At 65.8% G+C, this 19,718-nt stretch carries 19 protein-coding genes; 18 read left to right on the top strand and 1 reads right to left on the bottom strand.

What is annotated here, in order from left to right; translation table 11 throughout:
- The first annotated feature begins 1 nt into the window (after position 1).
- The 6 genes from G557_RS12735 (at position 2) to G557_RS0108925 (ending at position 7,422) form a co-directional block, all read left to right on the top strand.
- Positions 2 to 904 (top strand): ABC transporter permease, encoded by a 903-nt coding sequence (locus G557_RS12735; RefSeq protein ID WP_169337770.1) that lies wholly within the window; start codon positions 2 to 4, stop codon positions 902 to 904.
- Between the two features lie 47 nt (positions 905 to 951).
- Entirely contained in the window at positions 952 to 1,977 is a 1,026-nt protein-coding gene (locus tag G557_RS0108905; protein ID WP_036962318.1) for an ABC transporter ATP-binding protein, read from the top strand.
- Complete coding sequence (locus G557_RS12740; protein ID WP_051224944.1) at positions 1,974 to 2,804, top strand: ATP-binding cassette domain-containing protein; 831 nt, start codon at positions 1,974 to 1,976, stop codon at positions 2,802 to 2,804. The genes G557_RS0108905 and G557_RS12740 overlap by 4 nt, the downstream gene beginning before the upstream one ends.
- Before the next feature lie 76 nt (positions 2,805 to 2,880).
- The gene (locus G557_RS0108915; protein ID WP_028245756.1) at positions 2,881 to 4,440 is read left to right on the top strand and encodes an ABC transporter substrate-binding protein; all 1,560 of its coding nucleotides are present in this window, start codon (positions 2,881 to 2,883) and stop codon (positions 4,438 to 4,440) included.
- Positions 4,441 to 4,530: 90 nt separating this feature from the next.
- A complete protein-coding gene (locus tag G557_RS12745; RefSeq protein WP_051224945.1) occupies positions 4,531 to 6,492 on the top strand; it encodes an amidase in 1,962 nt (653 codons plus the stop codon).
- Between the two features lie 87 nt (positions 6,493 to 6,579).
- Positions 6,580 to 7,422: a universal stress protein gene (locus G557_RS0108925; protein WP_028245757.1), complete on the top strand. Its 843-nt coding sequence runs from the start codon at positions 6,580 to 6,582 to the stop codon at positions 7,420 to 7,422.
- Positions 7,423 to 7,532: 110 nt separating this feature from the next.
- Here G557_RS0108925 and G557_RS0108930 read toward each other — a convergent pair whose 3' ends face one another.
- Positions 7,533 to 8,414, bottom strand: coding sequence for a LysR family transcriptional regulator (locus G557_RS0108930; RefSeq protein WP_028245758.1), 882 nt, complete (start codon positions 8,412 to 8,414; stop codon positions 7,533 to 7,535).
- Positions 8,415 to 8,536: 122 nt separating this feature from the next.
- Here G557_RS0108930 and G557_RS0108935 point away from each other — a divergent pair, with 122 nt between their 5' ends.
- The 12 genes from G557_RS0108935 to G557_RS0108990 all read left to right on the top strand — a co-directional run bounded on the left by G557_RS0108935 (position 8,537) and on the right by G557_RS0108990 (position 19,707).
- Positions 8,537 to 9,715, top strand: coding sequence for an FAD-dependent oxidoreductase (locus tag G557_RS0108935; protein ID WP_036962003.1), 1,179 nt, complete (start codon positions 8,537 to 8,539; stop codon positions 9,713 to 9,715).
- A gap of 2 nt (positions 9,716 to 9,717) precedes the next feature.
- Positions 9,718 to 10,962 carry an allantoate amidohydrolase gene (locus tag G557_RS0108940; RefSeq protein WP_028245760.1) on the top strand — a complete coding sequence of 415 codons (1,245 nt, stop codon included), beginning with the start codon at positions 9,718 to 9,720 and terminating at the stop codon, positions 10,960 to 10,962.
- Between the two features lie 208 nt (positions 10,963 to 11,170).
- Positions 11,171 to 12,313 carry a tyramine oxidase subunit B gene (locus G557_RS0108945; protein WP_028245761.1) on the top strand — a complete coding sequence of 381 codons (1,143 nt, stop codon included), beginning with the start codon at positions 11,171 to 11,173 and terminating at the stop codon, positions 12,311 to 12,313.
- 26 nt (positions 12,314 to 12,339) lie between these two features.
- On the top strand, positions 12,340 to 13,605 hold the full coding sequence (locus G557_RS0108950; protein WP_028245762.1) for an ammonium transporter: 1,266 nt from the start codon (positions 12,340 to 12,342) through the stop codon (positions 13,603 to 13,605).
- Positions 13,606 to 13,645: 40 nt separating this feature from the next.
- Positions 13,646 to 13,987 carry a P-II family nitrogen regulator gene (locus G557_RS0108955; RefSeq protein ID WP_028245763.1) on the top strand — a complete coding sequence of 114 codons (342 nt, stop codon included), beginning with the start codon at positions 13,646 to 13,648 and terminating at the stop codon, positions 13,985 to 13,987.
- Between the two features lie 224 nt (positions 13,988 to 14,211).
- Positions 14,212 to 14,586: a cupin domain-containing protein gene (locus G557_RS0108960; RefSeq protein WP_028245764.1), complete on the top strand. Its 375-nt coding sequence runs from the start codon at positions 14,212 to 14,214 to the stop codon at positions 14,584 to 14,586.
- 27 nt (positions 14,587 to 14,613) lie between these two features.
- Entirely contained in the window at positions 14,614 to 15,147 is a 534-nt protein-coding gene (locus G557_RS13520) for a dimethylamine monooxygenase subunit DmmA family protein (RefSeq protein WP_028245765.1), read from the top strand.
- Positions 15,148 to 15,181: 34 nt separating this feature from the next.
- A complete protein-coding gene (locus G557_RS0108970; protein WP_051224946.1) occupies positions 15,182 to 16,174 on the top strand; it encodes a PDR/VanB family oxidoreductase in 993 nt (330 codons plus the stop codon).
- Positions 16,171 to 17,178, top strand: a complete 1,008-nt coding sequence (locus G557_RS0108975) for a heme-dependent oxidative N-demethylase family protein (RefSeq protein ID WP_028245767.1) — start codon at positions 16,171 to 16,173, stop codon at positions 17,176 to 17,178. The genes G557_RS0108970 and G557_RS0108975 overlap by 4 nt, the downstream gene beginning before the upstream one ends.
- Positions 17,175 to 17,747: a dimethylamine monooxygenase subunit DmmA family protein gene (locus G557_RS0108980; protein ID WP_028245768.1), complete on the top strand. Its 573-nt coding sequence runs from the start codon at positions 17,175 to 17,177 to the stop codon at positions 17,745 to 17,747. Before G557_RS0108975 ends, G557_RS0108980 begins: the two co-directional genes overlap by 4 nt.
- Positions 17,744 to 18,685, top strand: a complete 942-nt coding sequence (locus G557_RS0108985; RefSeq protein ID WP_028245769.1) for a PDR/VanB family oxidoreductase — start codon at positions 17,744 to 17,746, stop codon at positions 18,683 to 18,685. The genes G557_RS0108980 and G557_RS0108985 overlap by 4 nt, the downstream gene beginning before the upstream one ends.
- Positions 18,685 to 19,707: a heme-dependent oxidative N-demethylase family protein gene (locus tag G557_RS0108990; protein WP_051224947.1), complete on the top strand. Its 1,023-nt coding sequence runs from the start codon at positions 18,685 to 18,687 to the stop codon at positions 19,705 to 19,707. Before G557_RS0108985 ends, G557_RS0108990 begins: the two co-directional genes overlap by 1 nt.
- The last annotated feature ends 11 nt before the right edge of the window (positions 19,708 to 19,718 follow it).

Below are 19,718 nucleotides of genomic sequence, written 5' to 3' on the forward strand. Positions count from 1 at the left end.
GATGACTGTCACTGCACTCGACCCCACCCGGGCTCCTGCCCCCATGCAGCCCGGCGAACCCACCCGCAGCGCGAAGCGTCGCCAGTTCTTCACTCGTCTGAAGAACTATCCCGCGCTGACCATCGGTGCAGCTCTGCTGCTGATCATGCTGATCGCCTGCATGATCTACCCGTTGTTGGCCGACCTCGACCCCTACTCGACCGATACCGACGTGATGCTGCTCGGCCCGTCCAGCACGCATCCGATGGGCACCGACAACGTTGGGCGCGACCTGCTCAGTCGCGTGCTTATCGGCGGGCAGGTCTCGCTGACGGTCGGCTTCTCGGTGGCGCTGCTCTCTGGCGCGAGCGGCTTCGTCGCCGGTCTCTACTCGGCCTACTACCCCCGCGTGGGCTATGTGATCATGCGTATCTGCGACGGCCTGATGGCTTTCCCGGCGATCCTGTTCGGCATCGTGCTGATGGGCGCTTTCGGCCAGAGCATCCAGAACGTAGTGCTCGCGCTCAGCGTCGTGTTCTTTCCGTACGTGGCTCGCGTGGTGCGCTCGTCGGCCATGACCGTCAAAGGTGAGCGATTCGTCGAGGTGCTGATCAATGTCGGCGCGTCGAACAGCCGCATCCTGTGGGGCAATATCGCCCGCAACGTGATCTCTCCCTGGCTCATTCAGGTGACGTTCATCTTCGCCGACGCCATTCTGGTCGAAGCCGCCATGAGCTTCATCGGTGCCGGCATTCCGGCGCCCACGCCCAGCTGGGGCAACATGCTCTACGACGCCCGTAACTACCTGTACCAGGCCGGTTGGATGCTGGCCTTCCCCGGTGCGGCCCTCGCGATCACGGTGCTCGGCATCAACCTGTTCGGTGACGGTCTGCGCGAATGGCTCGATCCGAAAGGACGGCGATGAGCATGACTCAGGCAGCACACGACATTCAGACCACGAAAAGAGACGTCATGAGCAGCACGCAGACAGAGGCCCAGCCGGCCTTGGCCACCATCCGCGATCTCGAAGTGCGGTTCCGCGGCGAAGACGGTGCCTGGAACCCAGCCGTTGAGGGCGTGAGCTACTCGGTCGGCCGAGGCGAGATCCTCGGCGTGGTGGGAGAGTCCGGCTGTGGCAAAAGCGTCACCGCGTTCTCGCTGCTTCGCCTGCACGATCCGGCGGCCACAAAGTACGCCGGCGAGGTGAGCTTCGAAGACGAGGACGTGCTGGCCATGGATGAGGCCGCGCTGCGTCGTCTTCGCGGTCGGCGTATTGGCATGATCTTCCAGAACCCGATGTCGAGCCTTGACCCGCTGTTCACCATCAAAGATCAGCTGATGGAGACGGTCAAAGTGCACTTTCCCGAGGAGTCGCGCCAAGAGGCACTGGAGCGGTGCCGACGAGCGCTGTCTGCCGCAGGATCTGACGATCCCGACGGCTGGATGGCTCGTTACCCCCACCAGATGTCTGGCGGCATGATCCAGCGTGTGATGATCGGGCTGGCTCTGCTCGGCGATCCGTCACTGCTGATTGCTGACGAACCGACCACGGCTCTCGACGTCACCACGCAGGCGCAGGTGCTGCGAGTGATCAAGCAGCTCAGTCGCGAGCGCGACATGAGCGTGATCCTCATTACCCACGACATGGGCGTGGTGGCCGAGGTGTGCGACCGAGTGGCCGTCATGTACCTCGGCCAGGTGGTTGAGACCGCGCCGGTCGAAGAGCTCTTTGCTCATCCGCGGCACCCCTACACGCGAGGGCTGCTCGCCTCGACCCCGCCGATGGCCGGGCCGATCCCTGATCGCCTGTCGGCCATCGAGGGGTCGGTGCCTCGTCTGGCCAGCGATCACGTGGGATGCCGTTTCGCCACCCGCTGCCCGCTGGCCACCGCGGCCTGTGTCGCCGAAGACGTCGAAATGATCGACGTGGGTTCGAGCGCTCGCCATGACGTGCGCTGCATCAAGACCGATCTGGCCCTCGAGGAGGTTCCGGCATGAACGACTCACCATCTACAGCACCGCTGCTGCGCGTGACTGATCTGCGCAAAGACTATGTGGCGCGGGGATTTGGCCGCACCACTTCGGTGACCCATGCGGTCAAGGGGGTCTCATTCGATATCGAGGCCGGGCAGACCTACGCCCTTGTCGGCGAGTCTGGCAGCGGCAAGACCACCACCGGGCGCATGATCTGCCGCCTCGAAGACATCACCTCGGGCAGCGTGGAGCTCGACGGGCATGACTATACGCATGAGCCCGAGCGCGAACTGCGCCGCAGCCTTCGTGGCAGCGTGCAGATGGTGTTTCAAGATCCGTTCTCGGCGCTGAACCCGCGCAAGACGATCGGAGCGGCGATCGAAGAGACCCTGCGCATCCGCGGGATGGGCGCTTCGCGTGACGAGCGCCATGACCTGGCGGTTGCCGCGCTGGAACGCGTCGGGTTCTCGCAGTGGCACTACGGACGGTATCCGCACCAGTTTTCCGGCGGTCAGCTGCAGCGTGTCAGCGTGGCACGCAGCCTGGCCGTTCGGCCGCGGCTCGTGGTGCTCGACGAATCGGTCTCGGCGCTCGACGTGTCGATCCAGGCGCAGGTGCTCAACCTGCTGCAGGAGCTCAAAACGGAGTTCTCGCTGAGCTATCTGTTCATCACCCACGACCTCAGCGTCGTGCGCTTCATGGCCGATCGTATCGGCGTGCTGCGCATGGGCGAGATGGTCGAAGAGGGCGATGTCAGCCAGATCTTCGAGCATCCGCAATCCGAATACACCCGCCTGCTGCTCGGCAGCGTGCCGATTCCCGACCCCACCCGCCGGCAGCTGGTGTCATGACCTCCGCGCCGTCGCATCGGCGGCGCGGTACAACCCCCGAGATCCGTCAGGGCATCGGATGAACAAGGAGAGAGAAATGAAGAGAACGAAACGGAGCATCGCGGTCGCCGCGGCGCTGGCCGTGGCGATCACCCTCACCGGCTGTGCCGGCGGGTCGTCGAGCGGCGGCACCCCCGTTGAGGGCGGCACGGTGCGTATCGCGCTCAATGCGAGCCCGGTGACACTCGACCCGATCATGACCGGCGCCTATGTCACTCGTGACGTGACCCGCAACGTGTTCGAGTCGTTGGTCACCATTGACGGTGACGGCAACGTCGCCCCCCTGCTGGCGGAGAGCTACACCGTCAGCGATGACAACAAGACCTTCACCTTCAAGCTGCGCCAGGGCGTCAAGTTCCACAACGGTGAGACCATGACCGCAGACGATGTGATTGCCTCGGTCAAGCGCTGGGCCTCGCTGTCGCTGGTCGGCAAGACCTACTTCGGCGATGCCACGGTGACCTCACCGGCGGCCGACACCGTGGTGATCGAGACGTCAAAACCGCTGTCGACGGGTCTGTATCAGATGGCTGACATGAACCGTCAGATGGCCATCATGCCCAAGTCGGTGATTGACGCCGCTGACGCCACCGGTGTCAAAGAGTACGTCGGAACCGGGCCGTTCAAGTTCGTGTCATGGGACAAAGATCAGAACATCAAGCTCGAGAAGTTTGCTGATTACCAGAGCCCTGAGGGCGAAGCGAACGGGTACGCCGGTGACCGCACCGCGCACTTGGATGCTCTGCAGTTCGACATCATTCCCGACAGCAACACTCGTCTGGCGAACGTGACCAGCGGCACTGATCAGGTGGGCTACGCCCTCGCCGAGAGCCAGTACTCGCAGGTCAAGAACGACTCCTCACTGACGGCAGAGCTCGACCCGATGGTCGAGGTGCTGCTGTTCAACAAGAAGGAGGGTGTGTTCGCCACTAACCAGAAGCTGCGTCAGGCGGTGCTGGCCGGTCTCGACATGTCGAAGATCGCCAAGGCTGCTCACCAGTCTGAAGACCTGTACACGCTTGATGGCGGCATGATGCCGGAGAGCAGCCCGCTGCGCTCCGAATCATCGCTCGACAAGTACAACCAGGGCGACATCGAGACGGCGAAACAGCTGGTTGCCGAGTCTGGCTACAATGGCGAGACCATCCACATGATGGCCAACAAAGACTACTCGTTCATGTATGACGGCTCCCTCGAGATTCAGCAGCAGCTGGAAGAGATGGGCCTGAACGTGCAGCTCGACGTGATGGACTGGGCAACCGAGCTGCAGAAGCTGTTCGTGCCGGACGCCTGGGATCTGATGCTGACCGACTACAGCTACGCCACCGACCCGACGAACTACGCCTTCCTGCAGGCCAGCGGTTCAGGCTGGACGGTCAGCGACGAGTTGAACTCGATCAACGACCAAATCAACTCGGCGAGCACCGATGAAGAGAAGCAGGCCGGCTACGACGCCCTGCAAGACTGGTTCTACGACTACGTTCCCGTGGTCATCATCGACCAGCTGCAGCAGGTGAGCGTGCGAACCAACTCGCTGAGCGGGTACCGCACGGGCATCCAAGGCCCCATCTTCTACTCTTTGCAGCTCACGGAGTAGTCCTTCCCCCCACCGGAGGGCGCCGCATTTCGTGTGCGGCGCCCTCCACCCCCATTCTTTTGTTCTTCTTGACTCATGAGGAGCCGCACCGTGAACGCGCAACTCGAAGTGGACGTGGTCGAGGCCTCGATCGCGACCCTGCGTGACTGGCTCGATACCGGCCGCACCACGAGCACTGAGCTCGTCGCGCAGTATTTGAACCGCATCTTTCGGTATGACATGGCCGGCATTCGGCTGAACTCACTGCCGTTGATCGCGGCAGATGCACTTGCCGAGGCCGCGCGCCTCGACCGTCTGCGCGAACAGGGGCGACTGATCGGCTCGTTGCACGGCATTCCGTTCACAGTCAAAGACAGCTACTTGGTGCGCGGCATGAGCATGGCCGCCGGCTCGCCGGTGTTCGCCGAGACTGAGGCCTATGAAGACAGCGCCACTGTCGAGCGTCTGCGCGAGGCCGGAGCGATCGTGCTCGGGCGCACGAACATGCCGCCGATGGCTGCTGGCGGCATGCAGCGCGGGCTCTATGGGCGCGCCGAGAGCCCGTACAGCCGTGACTGGTTGGCTGCGGCGTGGGACTCTGGCTCTTCGAACGGCTCCGGTGTGTCGACCGCGGCGAGCTTCGCCGCCTTCGGCATGGCCGAAGAGACCGTCTCTTCGGGCCGCTCACCGGCGTCGAACAATGGCCTGGCTGCCTATACCCCATCGCGCGGCGTGCTTTCGCTGCGCGGCAACTGGCCGTTGCACGCCACCAAAGACGTGGTGGTGCCGCATGCGCGCACCGTCGCCGATCTGCGTGAAGTGGTCGACGTGCTGGCCACCCCCGACGACGATGTGCGCGGTGACTTCTGGCGGCAGCAGTCAGCGGTGGCTCTGCCCGATGTCGACACTCGTGCTGGGCGCGGGCTGGCCGGCCTGCGCATCGGCGTGCTGAGCCCCTACGCAGGGGTCACCTCGGGCGAGTTGGCTGCAGTGCATGTGCGCCCGAGCATTCGACGGCTCATGGATGCGGCGCTCGCCGACCTGCGCAGCGCCGGCGCCGAGGTGGCCTGGGTCGATTTCCCACTGCGCGATCGCTATGAGGCCGCGCCTCGCAGTCTTGACCGCTTCGTGGCGGAGGGGCTGCTGCCGGCCGAGTGGATGCGCACCGAGTGGGAGGTGCTCAACCCGCTGATCACCGAGCGCTTCATGGGCGACTTCGACTTTTCCGGGCCGCATTCGCTCACCGAGGTCGATCCCGAGCTGGTCTTTCCCACGCGCCCCGATTCAGTAGATCGCGCACAGGGCCGCGAATACGGCTTCTATCGTGAGGCCGTCCCGCGACTGCGCGAGCAGGGTGTCGCCGGTCTTGACCGTGTGCCGCTGTTGGCTGAGGGGCTGCAAGGGCTGGAGCGCATCCGCCACCGCTGGCTCGAACAGTGGATGGACGAACTCGGGCTCGATCTGCTGGTCTTTCCGGCGAACTCTGACATCGGCGCCGCCGACACTGATGTTGACGCCGCCGAAGACGCCGTCGCCAGGCAAGACGGCACGGGCTTCTCGAACGGCAATCGGATGATTCGCCATCTCGGCATTCCCACGGTGTCGGTGTGCATGGGGGTGATGCCCGACACCGATATGCCGGTAAACCTCACGTTTGCCGGCCGTTCCGGCAGCGATGGCACTCTGCTTGCCGCGGCTGCCGAATACGAGCTGGCTTCGGTGCGGCGTCAGGCCCCCGGGCGCACGCCGGCGCTGCCCGCACTCACCCGGGTCGCCTCATCGCGCGCTCGCGGCGGGCTTGAGATCGAGCTCGATGCCGTGCTCTCGGCAGACGAACAGAGCCTCGAATACCGCATTCGCTGCGCCGAACCGCTCGATCGACTGCGCCTGAGCATCAACGGGCAGGTCGTGGTCGATCAGGTGGGCGATCAGCGTTCTGGCGGATGCTCGGTGGCCGACCAGCTCGACGAACGCACGCTCGGCGTGGTGCTCGTGGCGGCCAGTGGCGACCGGGTGGGCGCTGCGGTGGCGATCTGTGATCGGCGTCGCAGCGGTGGAGCCGGTGCTCTGTGAGCGAAACACTTGGGGTGCGTGGCGACCGCGACGTGCCCACCCTGCTGACCCGGGCATCCTGCCCGAGCCGATGAACTGGAGGAACTCATGTCGATTGTCGTGGCCTATCGCGATTCCACATCAGGGCGAGATGCGCTCATGCTGGGTGCACGCCTGGCCCGCACCACCGCAGACGAATTGCATTTGGTGACGGTGCTGCCCCCGGCAGAAGACGCGAAGAGCGCGAGCGGGTTCGACGCCCGTCGGAGTGCCGCGCAGCAGGCGCTCGACCGTGCGCGGGCATCGGTGGAGGCACCGACTGCAGCACATGGGCACGTGGTCATCGACCCATCGGTGCCCGCTGGTCTGCTCACCGCGGCGCACCAGCTCGACGGGCGCATCTTGGTGATCGGCACCGCACGCAATGGTCTGCTCAGCCGGTTCTCGCTTGGCAGTGTGAGTAACGTGCTGCTGCACAGCTCTGATGTGGCGCTCGCTCTGGCGCCCGACAATGCGCGCGAGATCGGCGCTGAGGTGCCCTTTGTGCGGGTGACCGTCGCCGTCGGCGATCTGGGCGGCAACCGCTCGATGTTCGACACGGCGACCCTGCTGGCCGAGCCCCAGGAGACTCCGGTGCGCCTGCTGACGTTCAAGACTGTGCCGGGGCTCGGCGATGACGCGCTGCAGCGAGCGCGCCATGCCCTCGACACTGCGGCCATCGAGCGCCTGCCAGAGAATCTGCGGGTGACCACGCAGGTGGAGGTGGCCGGACAGGTCGATCGAGCGGTCGATCAGGTCGAGTGGGATCCGGGGGAGATCGCGCTGATCGGCTCGTCGCGCTTGGCGCAGACGCGGCGCACCTTCTTGGGCAGCACCGCGGGCAAGCTCGTGCGCACGCTGCCGATTCCGATGATCATCGTGCCGCGTGACGAGCAGATTCGACAGTCGTGAGCGCGCATGAGACTTGTGAGTTGTCGACTCGGTCTCGTTGAGGTGTCGCGAACTGCGAGTTTGAGAGGTCTTTTTCGCTTTTTGTGACACCGGGAGCGCGAGAGGGCGCCTCAGCGCTGGGCAACGGTGTCGACGCACGCCAGAAACGCCTCGATCGCCGGGCTCATGCGCTCGGGCACGGTGACCACACTCAGCGTGGTCTTCGGCGCCCCGATCAGCGGCACGGCGGTCACCGTCGGCGGCTGCAGCACCGCCACCGACTCGGGCAGAATCGTGAACGCGTCGCCCGCCGCCACGAAGCTCAGCGCCGTCTCTTGATGAATCACCTGCTGAGCCGCGCGCAGATCGCTCACCTGGGCTCCGAAGAGCTCGCGAATGCGCTCGACGTAGCCGGGCATCAGGCTGTGCGGAAACCCCACCATCGGCAGCGCCACCAGATCGGCGGCGGCCACCTCGTCGCGCTCGGCGAGCGGGTGGCTCGAGGGCACACAGGCCACCAACCGCTCGGTGAGCACGTCGACGGTGTGCAAGGTCGCGGTGGGCTGCACGTCACGCAGGATGCCCAAATCGATTGTGCCGTCGAACAGCGCGTCGATCTGTTGCGCGCTGGTCAGCGGCTGCAGACGCAGGGTCACGTGCGGGCGCAGCTCGCGGAATCGCTGCGCGACAGCCGGCAGCAGCGTGTAGTTCGCCGAGCTGACGAACCCCACGGTGAGCCGACCGCGCAACCCAGCCTGCACATCCTGCAGGTCGACGAAACACGCATCGAGCTCGGGCAGCACCGCGGCCAGACGTGAGGCCAGCTCGGCCCCGGCCGCGGTGAGTTCGACATGTCGGGTGGAGCGGTGCAGCAGCGTGACCCCGAGCTCGGCCTCGAGGCGGCGGATCTGCACGCTCAGCGGCGGTTGCGAGATGTGCAGGCGCTGGGCGGCGCGGCCAAAGTGCAGCTCTTCGGCGACTACCTGAAAGTAGCGCAGCTGTCGCAGTTCCATGGGCCCTCCGTTGATTATTCGCGATTCGAGAATAATCATACGCAAACAAGTATTGGACACGGAACAATCCAACCGATGTACTGGATTCAGTCCCACACAAACGGGGACGGGAGGCGTACATCATGACCACATCGACCGCATCAACAGAATCTGCTCGCATCGTCATCGTCGGCGCAGGCCTCGCCGGCGCATCCGCCGCTTGGCGCCTGGCTCAGCAGGGCGAGCAGGTGCTGCTGCTGGAGCGCACTGCACCGGCCAACGCTCAGGGCAGCTCGCACGGGTCGGCGCGCATCTTCCGCTACCCCTACCTCGACCCGTTCTACACGCACCTGGTCAGCCTCGCCCGCACCGGTTGGGATGAGCTCGAAGCCGCCGGCGGTCAGCGCCTGATCACCCCCTCCGGCTCGCTCGACTCAGGTGAGATTCGCAACCCGCAGCGCCTGGCCGAGATTCTCGAGGCCGAGGGCGTCGAGCATGAACTGCTCAGCGCGGCCCAGGCCACCGAGCGCTGGCCGCAGTTCGACTTCACCACTGATGTGCTGTGGCACCCGGGCGCGGGCGTGATCGACGCCGAGACCACGGTCAACACGATGCTCTCGCTGGCCGAATCGCTGGGCGCGAAGGTGCTGCGCGACTGGGAGGTCGCCAAGGTGACACACGCCGACGGAGGCTACCGCATCACCTCGACGACCGGGGTCAGCGTCGACGCCGAGCAGGTCGTGGTCACCGCCGGTGGGTGGCTGCCGGCGCTGCTCGGCGAGCTGGGTCTGCCCGCCGAGTTCATCGAGCGGGTGCCCGAGTTCCAGGTGCGTCAAGAGAACGCCTACCATTTTCCGTACGCTGACGCCGCTGACGCTGGCGAGACCCCGGCTGACGGTGCGACCTCTTGGCCGACTTTCATTTACAAGGGGCACGACATTCAGACCTACGGCCTGCCGGGCGGCCGTGACGCCGATTTCCGCGGGCAGAAGGTTGCCGAATACAACGGTGGCCGGGTGCTGCCCTCGGCCCGCGACCAAGACGGCCTGATCGACCCGGTCAACCGCGCCCGGGTCACCGAGTTCGTCAAGGGCTTCGCCCCCGGCTTGGTGCCAGAGTCATACGCCGAGACCACTTGCTTGTTCACCAACGTGCCGGGTGAAGACATGCTCTTCGACCGTGTCGAGGGCATCACCATTGTTTCGCCCTGCTCGGGCCAGGGCGCGAAGTTCGCCCCGCTGCTGGGCGAGTTCGTCGCCGATCTGGTCACCGGCACCGGCGAGGTGCCCGAGCAGTTCCGGGCCCGCGGTCAGAAGTTCTGAACATGAGCACCCAGCCCACTGCCGCCCAGCTGCTCGCCGAGCTCGCCGAGATCGGTCGCGACCCCGTGCGCGGCGGCTACACCCGCCCGGTGTTCTCGGCTGCTGAGCGACAGCTGCGCGACTGGTTCATCGACCAGGCGCAGGCGCGTGGCCTCGACGTCGAGATCGACGGCAACGGCATTGTGTGGGCTTGGTGGGATGCCGTGGGCACCTCGCGTGCGCAGGCCATCGCCACGGGCAGCCACCTCGACTCCGTGCCGGGCGGTGGGGCATATGACGGGCCCTTGGGCGTGGTCTCGGCACTCGCGGCCATCGACGAACTGCGCGCTCGCGGTGTGCAGCCGAAGCGCGCAATCGCAGCTGTGGTCTTTCCCGAAGAAGAGAGGTCACGCTTTGGGTTGGCCTGCCTCGGGTCGCGACTGGCCTCGGGGGCATCCACCCCGCAGCAGGTGCGCGAGCTGCGCGACGCCGACGGGCACACTTATGCCGAGCTGGCGGTCGCCGCGGGCGAAGACCCTGCGCTGATCGGCCCTGACCCAGAGCGGTTGGGGCAACTCGCCGCCTTCGTCGAGCTGCACGTCGAGCAGGGCCGCGGGCTGGCCGATCTCGATCAGCCGGTGGCGATCGGTCGGGCCATCTTGGGGCACGGTCGCTGGCACTTCAGCATCACTGGGCGCGGCGACCACGCCGGCACCACTGTCATGGCCGACCGGCACGACCCGGTGGTGGTTGCGGCGCAGATCATTCTGGCCGCGCGCACCGAGGCGCTGGCCGCGGAAGGGGCCCGCGCGACGGTCGGCCGCGTCGAGGTGATTCCCGGCGGCACCAACGTGATCGCCTCGCGCGTCGAGCTGCGGCTCGACGTGCGCCACCGTGACGAAGCCGTGTGCGCATCCATCGTCGCCGCGGTCACCCGGGCGGCTGAGGCGGCGGCGGATGCCGAAGGCTGTCAGGTGCAGGTGGTCACCGAGTCGGAGAGCCCCACGGTGGTCTTCGATGAGGCGCTGCGCACCGAGCTCGAGGCGGTGCTGCCCCAGGCCCCGGTGCTTGACACCGGTGCCGGCCATGACGCCGGCGTGCTCTCGGCAGTGCTGCCGACGGCGATGCTCTTTGTGCGCAACCCCACCGGCACTTCGCACTCTCCGCTCGAGTCGGCAGTCGATGCCGACGTCGACGCCGGGGCACGGGCTTTGGCCGATGTGCTGCAACGACTGGTCACCCAGGAGGCGCCACCGCAGAGCATCTGAACCCGCACGCCCGATCAGCCGCGCAACCGAAACAGGTTCCGCGGCTGATCGGGCGCGTATTTTAGTCGCAATCGGCATGTCAGATCGAAACGGTCACGCAACGGTGACGCCACCGATACACGGTGGAAACATCCGCTCTTTCTAATGGAATGCAAGGCAGTCGCGTCAGTGGCTGTCACCGCAGATTCGCAGAGGAAGTGGAGCAGGAATGTCCCAGAACACGAAGATCGACATGCTGTATCTCAGTGAGCCAGACATGATCGAGGCCGGCGTCAAGAACATTGACGAGTGCATCGACATTATGGAGGAGGTGCTGATCCTGGTGGCCAAGGGGCAGTACCGCATGGCCGGTAACAGCGCCAACTCGCACGGCGCCATGGTCACCTTCCCCGAACACTCACCGTTCCCCGAGTTTCCCAAAGACACCGAAGACCGCCGCTTCATGGCCATGGCCGCCTACCTGGGCGGGCGTTTCGACACCGCCGGGGTCAAGTGGTACGGCTCGAACATCGAGAACCGTGAGAAGGGGCTGCCCCGCTCGATCCACCTGATCGTGCTCAACGACAAAGACACCGGCGCACCTTTCGCCATCATGTCGGGCAACCTCGAGAGCGCCTACCGCACTGCCGCGGTGCCCGGTGCTGCCGCCCGCAAGCTGGCCCCGGCCGACGCCAAGTCAATCGGCCTGATCGGCCCCGGCGCCATGAACAAGAGCGCGCTCGACACCTTCGTGCGGCTGCGCCCCACCCTCGACACCGTGCGCATCAACGGGCGTCGTCGCGCAACCTCAGAAAAGTACGCCGAGTGGGTGCGCGAGAACTTCCCGCAGTTCACCACCATCGAGATCGTCGACAGTGCCGAAGGTGCGGTGCGCGACTCTGACATCGTCAGCGTCGCAGTGACCGGCCTGGTCGGCTCTGAGAACTACCCGTACATCAACGGCGACTGGATCAAGCCCGGCGCGTTCTTGAGCCTGCCGGCCAACCTGAAGATGGACAAAGAGTACACGCTGAGCGGCAAGGCCCGCCTGGTGGCCGACGCAAAGGCGATCTACGAAGCTTGGGCCGAGGAATACCCGGCGCCCTCGCACGAGACCGCCTTCGGCATGATCGGCCTCTACTGGCAGGATCTCATCGAGCTGGGCGAGCTGCCGAGCGAGCGCGTCGTCAACATCGGCGACGTGTTCGAGGGCAACGTGCCCGGTCGCGAATTCGACGAGCAGCCGGTGCTGTTCAGCGTCGGCGGCATGGGCGTCGAAGACGTCGCCTGGGGCAAGACCGTCTACGAGCACGCGGTGGAGAAGGGGCTCGGCGTCAAGCTGAACCTCTGGGACACCCCGGCACTGTCCTGAGCATCGCGACCTAAGGAGACAACAACATGGACATCACATCACAGGTGAACACCGCGTGGATGCTCGCGGCCACGGTCGCGGTCACACTCATGCTGCCGGGTCTGGCGCTGTACTACGGTGGCCTCTCGCGCACTAAGAACATTCTGAACACCATCATGCTGGTCTTCGGCGGCTTCGCCGTGACCGCGCTGCTGTGGGTGCTCTTCGGTTACGGCCTCACCCTCGGCAACTCGGCCGGCGGGCTGGGCATCATCGGCGACCCGAGCGGCCTGTTCGGCCTCAGCTCGCTGATCGGTGCCGAGACGCCTGAAGGCGCGGTTCCGGCCATCCTGATCGCCGGATTCCAGCTCATCTTCGCGGGCCTGACCGTCGGCATCATCGCGGGTGCGGTCGAAGGTCGCATGAAGTTCTCGGCATGGCTGGTCTTTGCCGGGCTCTGGGCGACGCTGGTGTACTTCCCGGTTGCGCACTGGGTGTTCGCCTTCGACTCAGAAGACGGCAGCACGGTCGGCGGCTGGATCGCCAACCAGCTCGGTGCCCTCGACTTCGCCGGTGGCACCGCGGTGCACATGAACGCTGGCGTGGCGGCTCTGGTGCTCGCGCTGTTCCTCGGCAAGCGCAAGGGCTTCCCCGAAGTGGGGCGCCCCGGCAACCTGCCGATCGCAGTGCTCGGCGGCGGTCTGCTGCTCGTCGGCTGGTACGGCTTCAATGGAGGCTCGGCCGGCGGCATCAACGAAAGCGCCGGCGTCTCGATCACGAACACCTTGGTCGCCGCCTGCGTGGGGCTGATCGGCTGGCTGCTCGTCGAGCGTCTGGTCGGCGGACACGCCACCTCGCTGGGCGCAATCTCGGGTGTGCTGGCTGGCTTGGTCGGCATCACCCCGGCCGCCAACTCGGTGTCGGCCATCGGCGCCGTGATCATCGGTCTGCTCTCGGGTGCGCTGGCCTACTGGGCGCTGTCGCTCAAAGAGAAACTCGGCTATGACGACGCGCTCGATGCAGTGGCCATCCACATGTTCCCCGGCATCTTCGGCACGATCGCCATCGCGTTTCTCGCTGACCCGGCCACCCCGGCCGGTGCGGCCGGTCTGTTCTACGGCGGCGGCTTCAGCCTCTTCGCCGCGCAGATCATCGGCGTGGTCTCGGTGTTCGCCTACACCTTCGTGGTCACTGCGCTGATCGCTTGGGTGATCAAGGTCACCATCGGACTGCGCGTTCCCGACCAGGTCGAGACCACCGGTCTCGACGCAACCCTCCACGTCGAGACGGCCTACGATCTCGAAGAGGCGTGAGCCCGGCGGCCGGTCTCACTGTTCACGAAAGGACAATGACATGAAACTCATCACCGCAGTGCTGCAGCCAGGCACCCTGGAGCCGGTCAAGACCGCCTTGAACGCGGTCGGCGTCAAGGGCCTCACCGTCGTCGACGCCCGCGGCCATGGGTCGCAGATCGGCAAAGTCGAGGTCTATCGGGCCCGCGAGGTGCGCGTCGACTTCGTTCCCAAGATCCGCATCGAGACGGTTGTCGCCGACGAACAGCTCGATGCCGCTATTGAAGCGATCAGCGAGACGGTTCGCACCGGCTCCATCGGTGACGGCAAGATCTGGGTGACCGACGTGCTCGATGTCGTGCGAGTGCGCACCGGCGAGACTGGTGACGCAGCCGTGAACTGAGTCACCATTCGTCAGTAACTTTTGCTGACGAATACCTGGGCGCTGTAAACGTGGCCTGCGCACGTTTACAGCGCCCTTTCTTTGTCTAAAAAACAAATGTTTCAGAATCTCTCAGTGATTAAACGATCGAGAAACACGTTCGTTAATTGAGCCTCCTAAAGTGAATGACATGAAGTCGAACAGATGAGGAACATCCTCACAATCGACCGACAGGAGGAGAAGACATGACTGAGACACTGCCGAAGCCGTTCCGGGTGACCGAGGGATTCTGGAAGGATCTGCCGCAGATGCCGGTGAGCGAGTATCCCGGCACTGAGGGCTATATCGCCGACGTCTACCCCAACCCCGACGGGTCTGAGCTCGCCTCGGGCTACTTCCGCCTGGACCACACCGATGCGCCGCTCGACTACTTCTACGAATACGACGAGATGAAGGTCGTGCTCGACGGCGAGTTCCGTCTCGAGAACCCGGATACCGGGCAGGTGCTGATTGCCAAGAAATGGGATGCGATCTTCTTTCCGAAGGGCTCACGCATCATCTTCTCGACGCCCACCTCGGCATTGGCCTTCTACACCGGCCTGCGTTCGTTCGAGCCGTGATCTGACCGAACCGCTGAAGGAGCCATCATGCCAGTCAATCAGCTCACCACCTCGGTGCCGGCCTGGGAAGCGGTCGACACCGGAGATTTCTCTGAAGTGGTCGCCGAACTGCATGGCGACAGCGCCGCAACGGTGCTGGTGATCGCTCTCGATCATGGTGCTGAGCAGCTCACCGACGAGCTGACCCGGGCGTTGGAGAAACCGGGGCGCACGGTGCTGGCGACGTCGCTGTACGTCTCGGGCGTCGATGCCGAAGTGCAGCTTGATGACTGGCTTTCGAGGGCTTCGACAACCTGGCGGTTCGTACTCACCGGGGCTCCGGCTGCGATCATGTGGGCTCGCGCCCGCCTGTTCGCGGCCGGGGCAATGTCCGAAGAGGTGCACTCGATCAGCACCGCTGCCGAACGTGTCCGACGCGTCTTCTGTGCCCACTGCGGCAGCGTGCAGACGCTGCCGGTCTCGGTGGGCGACACCTACCGCTGCACCTGTGGAGTGCAGGTTTCGGTTTACTACCACTACTCCGTGCGCCAAGGAGGCTATCTCGCCTTCGAAGCGGAGTGAGCGCGTCAGCCGCACGCGCTGAAAGGGGGTGCACATGCCCGTGCAGACCATCACCGCCCGATCGCTGGCCAGGCCACCGGTCGAGCCCGACCAGCACCTGCGTCTGCGTGTCGCCGAAGTCAGTGCGCTCGGAGCGCGCACTCGGCACGTGGTGCTCGTCGCCGAAGACGGCGCCGCACTGCCAACCTTCGCACCGGGTGCCAGCATCGGCATTCAATGCGGAGCCGTTTGGAACTCCTACTCGCTGACCAACGACGGTCGCCTGCCCGAGACCTACGAGATCTCGGTGCAGCTGGCCGAGGCCGGGCACGGCGGATCGCGCTGGGTGCATCAGCTCGCCGTCGGCGACATGGTCGAGGCGACCACCCCGCGTGGCCGCTTCGCGGTGCCCAACGCCGCCCGTGCGATGCTGCTGGTAGCCGGCGGCATCGGGGTCACCGCAGTGCTCTCGCATGCGCGGGCCGGGGCCGCTCGTGGGCTGCCGACCACCGTGCTCTACGCGCATCGCGCCGGCGACGACGTGCACGAGCGCGAGCTCGCCGCGCTGCCCGGCGTCACCCTCAAAATCGCTGGCTCGCGCCGCCAGCTGTGGTCATGGCTGCCGGCGGCACTGCGCAGCCAGCCGATCGGCGCGCATCTGGCGGTGTGCGGCCCCGCAGAGATGATCGATCAGGTGCGCCAGGCCGCCCTCGAGGCCGGCTGGCTTGAGGCCCGCGTGCACTCAGAGAATTTCACCCCCGCAGAACTGCCCGCGGGAGACCCCTTCGCGGTGGTCGTCGCCGGTCGGCCAGAGCCCATCGCGGTGCCCTCTGGAGTGACCATGCTCGAGGCGCTGCTGGCCGCCGAGGTGCCGGTGCCCAACCTGTGCCGCCAGGGCGTCTGCGGCGAATGTCGACTTGCCGTGACCTGCGGCGAGCTCGAACATCACGATCTTTATCTCAGCGACGACGAGCACGACCAGGGGCGCAGCGTGATGCCCTGCGTCTCGCGCGGCGTCGGAACCATCACTGTGGAGGTGCGCTCATGACGATCACGATCTCACCTAGTCGACGTCCGGCCGACGTCACCGGCTACCCCTTTCCCTTTCCGCATGAGCGCTATCGCTACAGTGCCAACGTCGAACCGGCCGCGCGCGGTCGTGACACCGACGGCGGGCACTGGGGCGAGCACGTGCTCACCGTCGACGGGCAGTACGAATGGATGCTGGCCGAGCGCTCGAGCATCCTTGCGGTCGACCCCAGCCGGGCACAGTCGCTGCCGCACATGCACGATGCGACGTGGGATGCGCTGCTCTGGCTGCTCGGCACGCTCGCCTATGAGCAGCCCGAGACAATGACGCTCGAGGCGCTCGACGACGGATGGCTGCACTGGCGCAACGACCGGCTGGGCATTGACCACCGCTTTCGGCTGGGCCACGACGAAGATCTCGGCACCACGCCGCTCGAGTTCGCGGCGCGCAACGTGACCGAAGACATCCTGCTGCTCGACCAGCGCGACGGCCAGCTCTGGATCGACGCCGGAGTGGTGTCGTTCGCTGCCGACTGGTCGTTCGGGTTCGACGTGGGCATGAGCTTTCGGCAGATTCACGGCCCGGTGCCCCGGGTGCACGACGAGGGCATTGTCGACCGTGCGCAGCAGTTCATCATGCGGCTGCAAGAGGGGCACCCGTATCGGCGCACTAACTGGACGCTGTCGATCGACGCTCGCCTCGACCAGGCCACGGAGACTAGCCCGATCTGGCGCCCCGGCCGCGATGCGGTGGCCGGCGGTGAGCTTGACGAGGTCGGTGACCGACTGTTTCTGCGCACCGAGGTGCAGCACCTCATTCGTCTGCCCGGCAGTGGTGCGGTCATGTTCTTGATCGGCACGCACCTGCTCTCGTTTCGCGAGGTGGCGAGCGTGCCCGAATGGGGTGCTCGCCTGCACGACGTGCTCGCCGAACTGCCGGCCGACATGGCCGAGTACAAGGGCGTCACGCACACCAAAGAGGCCGGTGTGGCATGGCTCGAATCACAGGGGGTGGGCGCATGAGCACTACGACAACGCCGGCTCCGCCGGCCACGAGTCTGCCGATCTGGCCGGGTACACCGCCCGAGTACGATGACTCGTCGCGTGAGCAGATGGTCGTCGCCTGCGACGGCGGCGAACAGGTCGCCGAGGCCTGGGTGGCGCAGATTCGCACCCGGGGCTTGGAGCCGTTGCAGATTCATGTGCGCGCCCGCCCGGCTGCCGAGACGCACCTGTACGAGGCTGATCGCGACTTGATCGGGCTGCCTCAGCTGCGCCGCGTGCTGCAGACGGCCAACGTCGGGCTGCGGCTGCTGGTGGCCGGCTGCGAGTGGCAGGTGCTCACCGTGCTGCGGGTGGCCATCGAGTGCGGCATGATTCACGACGAGATTCGCGCGCACGCCACCGGCGACCCACAGCGCATCGTGGTGTTCTGCGTGCACTGCGAGGCAGAGTTTCTCTCGCCCAACGTGCTGGGCGGCGACCCCACCACATGCCCCAGGTGCAGACGGCACCTCGAAGTGCATCCGCACGTCAACAGCTCGGCAGCCCGATACCTGGGCAGCGACGCAGATGCGGGGGTGCTGCTGTGAACACGCTCACCAGAGTCGACCGGCTCATCGTCACCCGCATCGAGCGCCCCACCACGCGAGTGTGCGAAATTCACCTGCAGGCCGCAGACGGCGGCGAGCTGCCGGCGTTCGCTCCGGGCAGCAATCTGCAGATCAATGCCGGCGGCAAGTGGAACGCCTATTCACTGACCGGGCTGGGCGTGCGACCGCGCGAATACGTCATCAGTGTGCTGCGCCAGGGCACCGGCTCGTCATGGCTGCACGAGCACCTCGGCATCGGCACCAGTGTCGAAGTCGCCGGCCCTGAGAACGCGTTCGCCCCGGATCTCCGCGCACGCCGTGTGCTGCTGGTAGCCGGCGGAATCGGTGTGACGCCCATCCTGTCGTATGCCCGCGCAGCGCGCTTCTGGGGCTGGGAGGCGGAGGCCATCTACAGCCACAGCGCGGCCGAGGGAGCCTACGCCGACGAGCTGCGTGAGCTGACCGACGGCGCGCTGATCGAGGTGGAGCATCGCGACCAGCTGACCGCTGCGATGACCGATCGCTTTCAGAACCAGCCGCTGGGCACCAGCGCCTACGCCTGCGGGCCCGAGGGCATGATCGACCTGTTCACCAGCGTGGCGGTGGCGCAGGGATGGCCCACACAGCGACTGCATTCTGAACGTTTCAGCGCTGCCGAGCTCGACCCCGGCGATCCGTTCGACTTCAGAGTCGCCGGTGACGACACCCTGCACCATGTGCCGGCTGGCACGAGCCTGCTCGACCGCCTGATCGAACTCGGCCACGACGTGCCCTACATGTGCCGCCAGGGGGTGTGTGGTCGATGCCTCATCTCGGTCGAGGGTGGTGCGGTGACGCATCGCGACTTCGTGCTTGACGAACGAGAGCGGGCGGCCAATGACTGCATGATCAGCTGCGTGTCGCGCGGCTCAGGAGACGGACTGGAGGTGGTGGTGTGATGAACAGCAGCAGCGCACAGCGACGGATTGAGGGATTTCCCTGGCCGTTCGACCCCGATGAGCGCACGTTCAGATACTCGGTGAACGTGGCCGACGCCAAAGTGCCCAGGCAGACGGCCACCGGCAGCTGGGGCGCCAACATCATCGACATCGACGACGACTATTTGGCCATCGTGCAGGCCCGCGACAACGTGCTGCGAGCCGACCCCGGGCGCTGCGCGGTGCTGCCGCACATGCTGCCGGCCACCTGGGATCTGATGCTCACGCTGATGCGCGAGCTGGTTGACGGCTATCCCGAGGTGATGCACCTCGACGAGGTCGGCACCGACGGGTGGCGCTGGCGCAACGATCTGCTCGGCATTGACCGCACCTTTGTGTTTGGCGACCTGGCCACGCTGCCCGAGGGCCCGCTTGAGTTCATCGGGCGGCAGGTGCCCGATGACCTGCTGCTGGTCAGCGAGCGAGAGGGGCAGCTGTGGCTCGACGCCGGGCTGGTCACCTTCGCCAACGCGTGGTCGGTGAAGTTCGACGTGGGCATGAACTTCCACGAGATTCACGGGCCGGTGCCGCGACTCACCGGTGAGGGCACCACCAAGCGTGCGCAGCGTTTCATGATGATGATGACCGGCGACCGCATGTTCCGCCGAGTCAACTGGACCTTCTCGAGCATCGGCTCGCGCCGCATGGATGCGAGCCTCGAGACGTACGACCGCTGGGGCTGGGAGAAGACCCGCATCGTCAACGACGAAGACTGGGGTCGCGTACAGCTGCGGGTCGAACTCGAACATTTCATCCGCCTGCCGCTGACCGGTGCGCTGGTGTTCAACATCCGCACCTACATGCTCTCGCTGGCCGAGATCGCCACCGTGCCCGAATGGGCCGACCAGCTCGCCGACATCGTCGAAGAGCTGCCGGCCGACATCGGCACATACAAGGGGTTCGCCGATTGGGGAACTGACGCCATGCGCTGGCTTCGCGCACAGTCACACACAGATGCGGCCGCGCCAGCGGTCGCCGGATGAACGGAGACAGA

It is taken from the genome of Pseudoclavibacter soli DSM 23366 (assembly GCF_000423505.1).
In the GTDB taxonomy this organism is placed as follows: domain Bacteria; phylum Actinomycetota; class Actinomycetes; order Actinomycetales; family Microbacteriaceae; genus Pseudoclavibacter_A; species Pseudoclavibacter_A soli.